The following is a 14666-nucleotide window of genomic DNA, read 5'->3' as shown; positions in this document are numbered from 1 at the left end:
GGGAGAGTTCCTCCATAATGAATACAGCAGACATTCAAGATATTTTTCCGTTGTCTCCTATGCAGGAAGGGATTTTGTTTCACTCCATCATGAACAACCATTCTAACGCTTATTTTGAACAATTCGATTTTACGGTAGAAGGACATGTTGCTGTGGAATGTCTGCAAGAGAGCATGAATAAAGTAATCGCTCACTACGATATTCTAAGGACGTTTTTTATTTACCAGAATGTTTCCAAGCCCCGTCAGATTGTGTTGAAGAAACGTGATTCTCACATTCATTTCGAGGATATTTCTCATTTGCCAGCGTCAGATATTGAGCCTTTTATAGAACAATTCAAGGCTGATGATCGGGAAAGGGGATTTGATATCTCCAAGGATGTTTTGTTGCGAATGTCTATATTTCGGGTAGCCGAGCAAAGCTTCAGATTCGTCTGGAGCTACCATCATATCATTATGGATGGCTGGTGCCGTGGAATCATTATTACTGCTTTATTCGAATGCTATCAGGCTTTGTTACACAATCGTCCGATCCTACTGGAGAAAACACAGCCTTACAGTACGTATATCAAGTGGTTGGGCAAGCGTGATAAAAAGGAAGCGCTAGAGTATTGGAAAACGTATTTGCATGACTATGAACAGCAAGCAACGCTCCCATTTTTGGGAGGTCAAGCTATCCATGAAGGCTATCGTCCGGAGGAAGTCCGGTTATTGCTGAATCGAGATGTTACCAAAGGGCTTGTTGAACTGGCGAAGAAAAATCATGTCACTTTAAACACTGTGTTTCAAGCCCTTTGGGGTCTATTGCTCCAACGCTATAATGATACGGATGATGTTGTGTTTGGCTCGGTTGTTTCGGGAAGGCCTGCTGAAATAAAAGGAATCGAAAGCATGGTTGGCTTGTTTATCAACACGATACCAGTTCGGATTCAATCAGATCAGCTTCCATTCTCTACATGGATACAACAGCTTCAGAAGAGTAGCGTTGTAGCAGAGGCTTACAGTTACTCTCCGCTATATGAAGTTCAGGCGGAATCAAGACTTAAGCAAGAGCTAATTCATCACATTATGGTATTTGAAAATTTTCCGCTCCAACAAGGGCTGGAACAAGCAAAAAACGTAGGTTTTTCGATTGAACATGTTTCTAATGTCGAAAGAACCAGCTATGATTTAACGATTATCGTAGAACCATCAGAGGAAGTTCTGATTAAGTTCTGCTATAACGCCAACCAATACGACAAGGAAAGCATACAAAGGGTAACGGGTCACCTGCTGCAAGCAGCCCAAGCTGTGATAGAGCAGCCGGATATGAAGGTAGAAGATATCGATTTGCTGACGAAATCCGAAGAACGTCAATTATTATTGGAGTTTAACGACACCATGGCGGACTATCCGAGGAATGCAACTATTCATCAACTGTTTGAAGAACAGGTGAGAAAAACTCCAAATCATATTGCGGTTGTGGCGGAAGAGGGGCAGTTAACGTACCAAGAGCTTAACGAACGGGCCAACCGATTGGCTAGAGTGCTTCGGGCCAAAGGAGTGCAAGCCGACAGTATCGTTGGATTAATGATCGAACGCTCTTTGGAAATGATTATTGGCATCTTTGGCATATTAAAAGCTGGTGGAGCATATCTGCCTATAGATCCGAGTTATCCGCAGGAACGTATTGAGTATCTATTGAAAGATAGCGGCACCTCTATCCTACTGCTGTCACAGTCTGTAAAGGAGCATGTTGAATTTTCAGGTGCTACTCTCAGTTTGGATGAACTGGAGCTGTACGAGGGTGATGGCAGCAATCTGGAATCTGCATGCATTTCCGGACATTTAGCTTATATCATTTATACATCCGGTTCGACAGGGAAGCCAAAGGGAGTCATGGTGGAGCATCATAGCGTTGTGAACCGACTTCTTTGGATGCAAAAACGCTATCCATTGGAGGATAGGGATGTCATTCTGCAAAAAACGCCGATTTCTTTTGATGTTTCTGTGTGGGAGCTATTTTGGTGGTCATGGACAGGAGCTACAGTCTGCCTGTTGCCCCCAGGAGGGGAGAAGGACCCTAGAACCATCGTCCAAGCAATCGAGCAGCACAAAGTAACAACGATGCATTTTGTGCCATCGATGCTACATATTTTTCTCGAATCGGTGGCTCTACGCCAAGATGCCAACCGCTTGCGCTATCTGAGACGCGTGTTTACGAGCGGTGAGGCTTTGCATGTTAAGCATGCAGAGCGTTTCCGAACGCTACTTTATCAAGCGAATGGCACGACGCTTCATAATTTGTACGGTCCGACTGAGGCAACTGTAGATGTAAGCTTCTACGATTGTCCGATGGATGAGACGATTACGCAGATTCCTATCGGTAAGCCGATCGATAACATCCGATTGTATGTTGTGAATCGGCGAGGCAAAATGCAGGGAATTGGTATGCCAGGTGAACTGTGCATTACTGGAGTGGGTGTGGCGAGAGGATATTACCATCGTCTTGACCTGACGGAGGAGAAGTTTATCACCAATCCGTTTCATCCAGGCGAGCGTATGTACCGGACGGGGGACTTGGCGAGATGGCTTCCGGATGGAAACATTGAGTATATGGGGCGGATTGATCATCAGGTGAAAATCCGGGGAAATCGGATTGAGCTGGGAGAAATTGAGGCTAGACTGCTTCAACTTCCTTTTGTAAAGGAAACGGTCGTAATGGCACGTCCCGATCGGGAAGGGAACGATTATCTATCGGCTTATTATGTAGTAGAAGAAAAACTGTCCATTTTAGATATACGAAAGCAGTTGTCCCAAACATTGCCGAGCTATATGATTCCTTCATATTTCGTGCAGGTGGAAAGTATGCCCTTGACGTCTAATGGGAAGGTCGATCGCAAGGCACTGCCAGAGCCGGAAGGAAACGTAGAGAAAGGACGAGAATATCTCGCGCCGCGCAACCAGCTAGAAGAACAACTTGCCCTCATCTGGAAAGCTGTTCTTGGGATAGAGAGCATTGGCGTACGAGATAATTTCTTCGAGCTGGGAGGACACTCGCTGAAAGCGACTGCGCTTGTCGCCCGCATCCATCAACAGCTTCAGATTGAGGTGCCGCTTAGAGAAGTATTTCAGTCTCCGACAATCGATGGCTTGGCTCGGATCATGTCGAGAATGGATACGAACGTACACGCCTCCATCCAACCTGTGGGAGAGCAGGATATGTATCCTGTCTCTTCCGCGCAAAAGCGACTGTATATCCTTCAACAATTGGAAGGAGCCGAGCAAGGGTACAACATGCCAGCAGTACTGCTGGTCGAAGGGCCGCTGGATCGAGAGCGCTTTGAATGGACAGTAACGCAGCTTGTCAGTCGTCATGAAGCGTTTCGCACCTCTTTTGAGCTCGTGAATGGCGAGCCCATACAGCGAATTCAACAGCATGCAGAGGCAAAGGTAAGCTTTCGGGAGATGGAAGAGAGTGAGGTAGAAGAGCATATACGTGCGTTTGTCTGCTCATTCGATTTATCTCGGGTTCCACTGTTGCGGGTAGCATTACTGCGGATTAAGTCAGATCGGCACATGATCCTGTTTGATATGCACCACATCATTTCCGACGGGGTATCAATGAACGTGCTAGTGGAAGAATTTGCGAAGCTCTATGAGGGAGAGCAGCTACCTTCGTTGCGAATCCAGTATAAGGATTATGCAGTGTGGCAACAGACTTGGCTACAGAGTGAACAATACGAAGCTCAAGAGCGTTTCTGGTTGGAGAAGCTGTCAGGAGAGTTACCGGTGCTGGAGCTACCCACGGATTATCCACGTCCTGCGGTGAAGAGCTTCAAAGGAGATCAAATCGCCTTTACCTTGGATGCAGAGACGACTCAGGGGTTGCATCGAATTGCTAGGGAGCATGGATCAACGCTGTACATGGTGCTACTGGCTGCTTATAGTGCCCTCCTCAGCAGATACAGTGGGCAAAACGAGATCATTGTTGGTTCTCCGGTAGCGGGTCGTCCGCACGCTGATTTGGAACGAGTAATGGGGATGTTCGTAAATACTGTGGCGCTGCGTTGTTTCCCAGATGGGAAGAAAACGTTCAGGGCGTATTTGCAAGAGGTGAAACAAACGGCGTTACAGGCATATGAGCATGCGGACTACCCATTTGAAGAGTTGGTGGAAAAACTGAATGTGCCACGCGATCTGAGTCGCAATCCGGTATTCGACGCCATGTTTGTATTGCAAAATACGGACCGAAAACCGTTGCAAACAAAGGATTTGTGGGTTGTTCCGCATTCATTTGCCCAAGCTGCGGCTAAATTCGATCTTACGTTGCAGGCGGCGGAAGAGAAAGACGTAATCGAGTGTAGCCTAGAGTACAGTACAGCACTGTTCAGTAAGGAAACCATGCAACGCTGGGTACAGCATTTCATCCGGATACTCAAGGCGATTGCCAAAGCCCCAGAAATGGAGATAAGCAAGCTGGAAATACTGAGCGAGTCCGAGAAAAGGCAGCTATTGGTGCAGTTCAACGATACCGTAGCAGAGTATCCAAGAGATACAACAATTTATCAGTTATTTGAGGAACAGGCTGAAAAAAAACCAGATCATATTGCTGTTGTGTTTGAAGGTCAACGACTTACGTATCGGGAACTGAACGAACGGGCAAACCAATTAGCAAGAACGCTACGTGCTAAAGGAGTACAGTCTGAGAGCGTCGTCGGGCTGATGGTCGAGCGCTCCTTGGAGATGATTGTCGGGATTCTTGGTATTTTGAAGGCAGGTGGCGCATATCTGCCGATAGACCCAGAATATCCACAGGAACGCATTCACTATATGCTGTCCAACAGCGGTGCCGATCTAGTGGTTACCCGCCAGCAACTGCGGCGAAATATTGATGTGCCCAGTCTGTATTTTGAAGATTCGATCATTGTGCAGGAAAGCACTGAGAATGTGAATGTTCAGTCTGATACTCATAATCTGGCCTATATCATTTACACATCGGGGACGACGGGCAAACCTAAGGGGGTCATGATTGAGCATCAAAATATTCTCAACACGATCCAGTGGAAAGTAACGGCATATAATTATCAGGACGCTCGGGTTCTGATGTTGAATCCATTCGTTTTCGATTCTTTCGTCACACATTTTTTTGCCCCTATAGTCTCTGGAGCCACGGTGTACTTTTTAAAAGAGCACGAAACGAAAGATCCGCTTAGGATCAAGCGAGTCATTCGGGAGCAAGGCATCACGCATTTACAAAGTCCTCCAAGCCTTTACTCAGCTTTGCTCGAAGGCATGTCAGCGGAAGACTTGCAATCGGTGCGCAATATGGTCGTCGCTGGTGAAAAAGTCAGTAAAGGATTAGTGGAAACAATTCGCTCGCTCAATCCTGATATTGAAATTGTAAACGAGTACGGCCCTACGGAAAATAGTGTTATCACAAGCGCACTCCATATAAAGGGTACGCCTGAGTTGATCACGATCGGAAGACCCATAGCGAATACTAGTGTATATATTTTAGGTAAACATCATGAGTTACAGCCACCGGGGATTGCGGGAGAAATTTATATTTCAGGTCGGGGTTTGGCGCGAGGATACTTGAATGACGAAGAATTGACAGCACAAAAATTTGTTGTTAATCCATTCAGCCCAACAGAGAGCATGTATAAAACGGGCGATCAAGCTAGATGGCTTCCTAACGGAGAGATTGAGTACTTGGGACGGATCGACTATCAAGTCAAAATACGTGGTTTTCGTATTGAACTGTGGGAAATTGAAGACAGGCTCTTAGCTTATCACGGAATCAAGGAGGCTGTCGTTGTCGATCGAGAGGATAGTCATGGAACCAGATCGTTATGTGCTTATTATGTGACTTCAGGGCAAGCGCTGGAAGTAGCCAATTTGCGAAAACATGTATTAGCGGGGTTGCCAGAGTACATGGTTCCTTCGTATTTTGTGCGGCTCGAAAGCATGCCATTAACATCAAATGGGAAAGTGAATCGCAAGGCGCTACCAGAACCGAAAGGAACAATGGAGACGGGACGGGAATACATTGCGCCGCGTAGCCAGCTAGAAGAACAACTTATCCTCATCTGGCAAGCAGTTCTTGGCATAGAGCGCATTGGTGTCCGCGATAACTTCTTTGAGCTGGGAGGCCACTCGTTGAAAGCGACCGCGCTTGTCGCCCGAATTCATCAGCAACTTCAGGTTGAGTTGCCGCTTAGAGAGGTATTTCAAACCCCGACGATCGAAGGCATGGCCGAGCTTATGTCGGGAATGGAAAAGAACACCTATGCATCTATCCAGCCTGTCAGGGAGCGGGATTATTATCCAGTCTCATCGGCGCAAAAACGGCTGTACATCCTTCAGCAGCTGGAAGGAGCCGAGCAAGGCTACAACATGCCGGTCGCCTTACTGGTGGAAGGTTTGCTAGATCAAGAGCGCTTTGAACGGACGATAGCGCAGCTTGTCAGTCGTCATGAAGCACTTCGCACCTCCTTTGAGCTCGTGAATGGCGAACCTGTACAACGGATTCATCAACATGCGGAGGCAGAGATAAGCCTTTTGGAAGTGGAAGAGAGTGAAGTGGAGGTGCAAATACGTACGTTTGTTCGCTCGTTCAATCTATCCCTGGCTCCACTGCTACGAGCCGCAGTGTTACGGATTAATCCAGATCGGCACATTCTCTTGCTCGATATGCACCATATCATTTCCGACGGTGTATCGATGAACGTAGTAGTGGAAGAATTCGTGAGGCTTTATGAAGGAGAGGAGCTACCGCCACTTCGCATACAATATAAGGATTATGCGGTATGGCAACAGGATTGGTTACAGAGTAAGCGATATGAAGCACAGGAACGGTACTGGCTGGAGCAATTGTCGGGAGAGCTACCAGTGCTGGAGTTACCAGCGGATCACCCTCGCCCTGCAGTGAAGAGCTTCAAAGGAGATCAGGTTGCCTTTACATTGAATGCAGAGATAACTCTGGGGCTATATCAGGTGGCCAGAGATAACGAATCGACGCTGTACATGGTACTATTGGCTGCCTACAGTGCCTTCTTACACAAATACAGTGGACAACGCGACATCGTGATTGGTACTCCGGTAGCGGGCCGACCGCATGCTGATTTGGAACGAGTAATGGGGATGTTCGTAAACACTGTGGCATTGCGTTGTTTCCCGGATGAGGAAAAAACGTTCGAAACGTATTTGCAAGAAGTGAAACAAACGGCGCTTCAGGCGTATGAACATGCGGACTATCCTTTTGAGGAGTTAGTGGAAAAACTGGATGTACCACGCGATCTGAGTCGCAATCCGGTGTTTGATGCCATGTTTGTACTACAAAATGTGAAGCAAGCGAAATTAAACATCGAAGGGTTACAGCTTAAACCGTATCAGAACGAATTCTCCGTGGCTAAATTTGACCTGACTTTAAGCGGAGTAGAGGTTGGGGAAACCATTGAGTGTAGCATGGAATATGCCACAACGCTGTACAAGCGGGAGACAGCCGAACGAATGGTCAAGCATTTCGAGCAGTTTATCGGTGTCATTGTGAAGAATCCGCAATCCAAACTCTCGTCTGTTGAAGTCATTACACGGGAAGAGAAAACGCAGATTTTAGAGGTATGGGGAGCTACGGTGGCCGAATATCCGCGGGAGAAGACGATCCACGAGCTATTTGAAGAACAGGTAGAGCGTACGCCAGAGCGGGTGGCGGTTGTAGGTGAAGGTGAAGGTGGGCAGTTGACGTACCGTGAGCTAAACCAGCAAGCCAATAAGCTAGCGCGAACACTGCGTTCAGAGGGGATACAGGCAGACGAACCTGTCGGGATCATGGTCGAGCGTTCCCTAGAGATGATCGTCGGTATCTTCGGAATTTTGAAAGCTGGTGGTGCCTATGTGCCGATTGATCCGGAGTATCCAGAGGAACGTATTCGTTACATGCTGGAGGATTCAGGAGCGAAACTACTTTTGGTGCAGGAGCATTTACGCAAACGGGCGTCATTTGCAGGGAAGTTTATTGATTTACATGATGTCAGCTCCTATAGCGAAGACGGCTCTAATTTAGAGCTGATCAACGATGCTAAAGACATGGCGTATGTCATCTATACTTCGGGAACCACGGGTAACCCCAAGGGAGTAATGGTAGAACACAGCTCGGTGATTAATCGCTTGCTGTGGATGCAAAAGAAATATCCACTAGGCGAAAATGATACGATCCTGCAAAAAACCACAATTACGTTTGATGTGTCCGTGTGGGAGCTATTCTGGTGGGCGCTTGTCGGTGCCAAAGTATGCCTGCTTCCTGTTGGAGGGGAAAAGAATCCGACAGTCATTTTGAATACATTGAAGGAACAAAACATTAGCACGTTACATTTTGTTCCATCTATGCTACAAGCTTTTCTGGAATATGTCGAGCAACGATCGTATGAGGAACAAAGGGACAAGCTTGCTTCGTTGCGACGTGTGTTTGCGAGCGGTGAAGCATTACCCGCTTCGCAGGTTGCCAAATTCCACCGATCCATTGCTTTAGTGAGTGGAGCACAGATAATCAATCTGTATGGGCCGACAGAAGCGACTGTAGATGTGACTTATTTTGATTGTCAGGCAGTAGATCCTTACACGATTATTCCGATTGGAAAACCGATTGACAATACACAGCTTTATATTGTAAATCGCCAAAACCAACTACAGCCAATCGGTGTGGCTGGGGAACTATGCATCGCTGGTGTGGGGCTGGCAAGAGGTTATCTGAACCGACCTGAACTGACTGCCGAGAAGTTCGTGAATAATCCCTTCCTGTCTGGCGAACGGATGTATCGGACGGGAGACTTGGCGAGATGGCTGTCGGATGGCAACATCGAATACTTGGGTCGAATTGACCATCAGGTAAAAATCCGCGGTTACCGTATCGAGCTTGGGGAAGTAGAAGCACAGTTGCTGAAAACGGGATACGTACGTGAGGCAGTGGTTGTCGCACGGGAGGATGGAAGTGGACAGAAGGTGCTGTGCGCCTATTTCGTAGCAGACCGAACGCTTACGGTGAGCGAACTAAGGGGGGCATTATCCCAAGAGCTGCCTGGCTATATGATTCCATCGTACTTTGTACAAGTGGAGCGGATGCCGTTAGCAAAGAATGGGAAGCTCGACCGCAAGGCGCTACCTGCTCCAAGTGGTAAGCTACAGACCGGAACGGCATACGTAGCACCTCGAACAGCAGTGGAGAAGACTTTACTTTCGATTTGGCAGTCGGTATTAGGAGTCAAAACAATCGGGGTACTGGATAATTACTTCGATTTAGGGGGCGACTCTATCAAATCCCTTCAGATTTCTTCAAGGCTGTATCAAGCGGGCTACAAGCTGGAATTGAAGGATTTGTTTAAATATCCTACCGTTGCAAAGCTCAGCGGGCATGTCCAATTCGTCAGTAGAATTGCCGATCAGAAAGAAGTGAAGGGAGAAGCAAGACTTACACCAATCCAGAGCTGGTTCTTTGAACAAAAATTCGCAGACCCTCATCATTTTAACCAAGCTGTCATGTTATATCGGAAAGAGGGATTTGATGAAACCTCGCTTCGTAAGGTGATACAGAAAATTACCGAGCATCACGATGTCTTGCGTATGGTATTTTGTCAGACCGATAGAGGATATAAGGCATGGAATCGGGGGATTGATGAAGGCGAACTGTTCTCCTTAGAGGTTGTCAACCTTCGGGAAGAGATTGATTATGCTCAGTTGATCGAAGCCAAAGCAAATGAGATTCAAAGCAACATCAATATGACGGAAGGACCCTTGATGAAGCTAGGGTTGTTCCAATGTGCAGAAGGGGATCATTTGCTGATAGCTATTCATCACTTGGTTGTCGATGGGGTATCATGGCGAATCTTATTTGAGGATATAGCAACAGGCTATGAACAAGCCATGAACAAAGAGGAGATTCGGTTTCCGGAAAAAACGGATTCCTTCCGTCTATGGGCAGAAGAGCTGGCAGCTTATGCTAACAGTCAAGCGATAGAGAACGAACTGGCTTATTGGCAGCACATTGCCCAGATTGAAAACAAGCCGCTTCCCAGAGATTATAAACATGATGATGTGCGAGTTCGAGATAATGAAACGATTACGGTGCAGTGGAATCGGGAAGAGACGGAGCAGTTGTTGAAACAAGCGCATTGGGCATATAACACAGAAATGAATGACCTTTTGTTAACTGCCTTAGGAAGGGCACTTCACACTTGGTCGGGTATGGATCAAGTCATTGTGAACCTAGAAGGGCATGGAAGGGAAGCCATCATTTTAGATATGGACATTACACGCACTGTGGGGTGGTTTACGAGCCAGTACCCTGTCGTGTTGGAAATGACGGCAGAGCAGGATTTATCTCACCTGATTAAAAGGGTAAAAGAAGGCTTACGCCAAATCCCGCAAAAAGGAATTGGATACGGCATCGTAAGGTATCTGTCCGGACACCAGGGTGACCAAATCAGAGTAGAGCCTCAGATCAGCTTTAATTATTTGGGGCAGTTTGATCAGGATTTGCAAAATAATGCGATACAGATATCACCCTATTCGGTTGGTGACACCATCAGTAAAAATACGGCAAGACCCTATGTACTTGATGTAAACGGCATGATCGCAGGTGGAGAGCTGTCTCTGATGATCAGCTATAGCGGCAAAGAATATCGGAGAGAAACGATCGAGCAGCTGGCTGGATTATTACGAGCAAGTCTTCAGGAAGTGATTGCACACTGTGTGACGAAAGAGCGAAAGGAACTGACGCCAAGCGATGTTTTGTTGAAGGGATTAACCGTGGAGGAACTAGAACAGTTAATAGAGCAGACCAAGCATGCGGGAGAGCTTGAGAATGTTTACACGTTAACGCCGATGCAGAAGGGGATGCTGTTTCACAGTCTGGTGACTCCTCATTTGGGAGCCTACTTTGAGCAAACGACGTTTACCCTACAGGGAACCTTTGATGTGACTTCCTTTGAAAAGAGTTTGAACGTATTAGTGCAACGAAATGAAGTGTTGAGAACGAACTTTTACAGCGGGTGGAAAGAACAACCGGTACAAGTGGTATACCGGAACAAACCTGCCGGATTTTTGTATGAAGACCTTCGTGAGATGAATGAGGAGCAGTGTGAGGGGTATATCGCGACTTTGATGAACAAGGACAAGGCCAAGGGATTTGATTTGGCTCAAGATGCGCTTATGCGGGTGTTCATTCTGCGTATCGGAGACGAAACCTACCGTTTCCTCTGGAGTTTCCACCATATCCTAATGGATGGCTGGTGCTTGTCTCTCATTGCCAAGGAAGTGTTCGAAATCTATTTCGCCTATCAGAAACAAAGCCAACCTGAACTTGCCCCAGTAAGTCCCTACAGTTCATATATCGAATGGCTGGAGCAACAGGATGGCGAAGCGGCTTCACGGTATTGGAACGATTATTTGCAAGGATATGAACACCAGACGGCTCTTGGTAAAACAAAGCCTCAGCGAAAGGTAGCAGGGTTCGTTTTAGAGAGACGAATCATCTCCCTTAGCGAGCAGCTGAGCCAGCGGATTAATCAAAGGGCGAAGCAACAGAACGTGACAGTAAATACATTGATGCAAACTGCTTGGGGTATTCTGCTGCAGAAATATAACGACAATCAGGATGTCGTATTCGGAAGCGTCGTCTCAGGAAGACCGACGGAAGTACCTGGGATTGAAAGCATCATCGGTTTATTTATTAATACAATTCCGGTACGGATTCGCTGTGAGGCTTGGGCCACCGTTGCGGAAGTGATGGGGATGATTCAGGAACAAGCTCTGGCATCTCAGGCATACGATACGTATCCGCTGTATGAGATTCAGGCACAAACCGAACAAAAACAGAGCTTGATTACTCACATTATGGTGTTTGAAAACTACCCTGTGCAACAGCAGATGGAGCAATTGGGAAGCAGTAGTTCAACAGGCTTTGAGATCGTGGATGTAGAGACGGTTGAGCAAACGAACTATGACTTTAACCTAATTGTCGTGCCTGGTACAGAGTTCGGGATTCGCTTGGAATATAATGCGTGCGTGTATGATCAAGAGAGTGTAGAGCGTATTGCTGGACATCTGGTTCATATCATGGAACAAATCGTCAACAATCCGCAGATTACGGTCAAAGAAGTTGATCTGCTCACTAAGGATGAGAAGACGCAGATTTTGGAAGTATGGGGCAATACAGCAGTTAGCTATCCGAGGGAGAAGACAATTCATCAGCTGTTTGAGGAGCAGGTAGAGAAGACGCCTCATCAGGTGGCTGTTGTGTTTGAAAACAAACAGCTGACATACAGGGAATTAAATGAGAAAGCAAACCGATTGGCCCGAACACTACGAGCTGAAGGAGTAGGACCGGATCAGGCGGTCGGAATCCTCGTGGAACGTTCCTCAGAGATGATTGTTGGTATTCTGGCTATATTAAAAGCGGGAGGCGCCTATGTACCGATCAATCCGGAGTATCCGGAGGCGAGAATGCGCTATATGCTGGAGGACTCGGGTACAAGGTTGTTATTGCTGCAAAGCCATTTGCGGGAGCGAGTCTCTTTTACCGGCAAGCTCGTTGTTCTAGACGATACGCACGACCCTGATGAAGATGCTTCGAATTTAGAGCCAATCGTTGGTCCGAACAATCTAATCTATATCATCTATACCTCGGGCACGACAGGGCAGCCTAAGGGAGTTATGATCGAACATCAAAGCGTGGTCAATACCGTTTGCTGGTTCAGTGACAGATATTTTGAACAAATGAATCAGAAGATGGTACTGATGGCGGAATACACCTTCGATCCTAGTGTGGGGCAAATTTTCAGCACACTGCTAAACGGAGCTACCTTGCACTGCATCCGGAAAGATATGATATGGAATAAACAAAGTTTATTTGACTATATCACTGCAAACGAAATGAACGTTTTGAATATCTCTCCAGCGCTGATGCAAGAATTGCTGGCGGATGAGGATAAAATCGCTTGCTTAAACATCCTGATTTGCGGGGGAGAACAGCTTGATGATGCGTTAAAAGATAAACTAGTGAGAAAAGGATACAAGCTTCACAATCATTATGGCCCTACGGAAACAACTATCGAGGTTATCGCTGGCGAATGTGAGGAGCATACCCCGGTAGCTTTAGGAAAGCCTATCTCCAATACGGAAGTTTATATCCTGAACAAACATAGACAGCTCCAGCCTGTGGGTGTGGTCGGGGAGCTGTTTATCTCGGGCGACGGTTTGGCTAGAGGGTACATGAATAGATCGGAATTGACTGCAGAAAAATTCGTAGAGAACCCGTTTGTTTCGGGGAAACGGATGTACAGAACAGGCGATTTTGCAAGATGGCTTCCAGATGGAACGATCGAATATTTAGGTCGGGCCGATCATCAGGTGAAAGTTAGGGGCCACCGGATTGAAACCGGAGAAATTGTGTCACAGCTACTAAAAAGTCCGGGAGTGAAGCAAGCGGCGGTGGTCGTTCGGGAAAACATGGAGGGACAAAAGGAGCTTTACGCCTATGTAATCATCGAAAACGGGCTGACTGTAGCCGATGTAAGGATTGCGTTAGCAAAACATTTGCCAAGCTATATGATGCCTTCGTACTTTGTTCGCTTGGATGAAATGCCGCTTACTTCCAATGGAAAGGTGAATTACAGAAAGCTAATGGAGATGGATACCCTCATAGATACAGGCAGGGAGCTTGTCACTCCGATGACTAAGATGGAAGAGGAGCTTGTCCGTATTTGGCAAGAGGTTCTGGGGCTGGAGCATGTAGGAATACATGATAATTTTTATGAAATCGGCGGGCATTCACTGCGGATGATTCAAGTGATTAGTAAAATTTACGCGGAATTGTCAATCGAAATTCCCTATGTTTTTGAAGTCCAAACCATCAAGGATATGGCCAAACAAATGCTGGTATGGGAAACGAATACGAACTTTGAACAATCCGTAACCTTAATGAATCAAAAAGGACATATCAATCTTTTCTGTTTTCCACCAATTATTGGATTAGGCTATATTTATAAACGAGTGGCAGAGCTATTACATGAGCAAGGAACGGTATATGCGTTTAATTTTGTCCATGAGGAAAACCTGATTGAGTATTATATGAATCACATATTGGAGATTCAGCCAAAAGGTCCATTTGTTCTTGTGGGATACTCGGCGGGAGGAAATGTTGCCTTTGAAGTGGCGAGGGCTCTGGAGAGTTTCAATCATGAAGTCTCGGATATTATTTTAATCGATTCCATGCGAAAAAATGAGATCGTGGTGCAGGACGAGGATGAGATCGATAGAGAGGTTGACCAAATAGTAGATGAATTTGCTGTCAAACAGAAATTAGACGTAACGTTGTTAAAGGACAAAGCTGCGAACAGATACAAGTCCTATAAGCAGTATATGAACCTATTAACGAATAAGGGATCTATACATGCAGATATTCATTGTATTTGGGCTCATCAATCCGAAACGATCGAATTATTGTTTGAACAGGCTTTGTGGAGGGATGCAACAACTGTAAACCTTACTGAATATAAGGGACACGGCTCGCACATGGATATGATGGACGAACCGTATATTTCCAAAAATGTGGCATATATTGTTGAGATTTTGCAAAGAATCCGTTCTCGAAAACATGAGAACCAATTTACGGTGTAGTGGCTTCGTTTT

At 46.3% G+C, this 14666-nt stretch carries 1 protein-coding gene; it reads left to right on the top strand.

Annotation, left to right across the window (positions count from 1 at the left end):
• Positions 1-17 precede the first annotated feature (17 nt).
• The gene (locus ACQV1I_RS19390) at positions 18-14654 is read left to right on the top strand and encodes a non-ribosomal peptide synthetase (protein ID WP_116334160.1); all 14637 of its coding nucleotides are present in this window, start codon (positions 18-20) and stop codon (positions 14652-14654) included.
• The last annotated feature ends 12 nt before the right edge of the window (positions 14655-14666 follow it).

Source organism: Brevibacillus sp. JB24b (assembly GCF_051713385.1).
Lineage (GTDB): Bacteria > Bacillota > Bacilli > Brevibacillales > Brevibacillaceae > Brevibacillus_B > Brevibacillus_B laterosporus.
The sequence above is the reverse complement of the archived record's forward strand: the minus strand, read 5'-3'. Positions and strand labels throughout refer to the sequence as shown.

Excerpts from the sequence above, each read along its gene's own strand:
- ACQV1I_RS19390 (WP_116334160.1), top strand. The coding sequence starts at position 18 with ATGAATACAGCAGACATTCAAGATATTTTTCCGTTGTCTCCTATGCAG.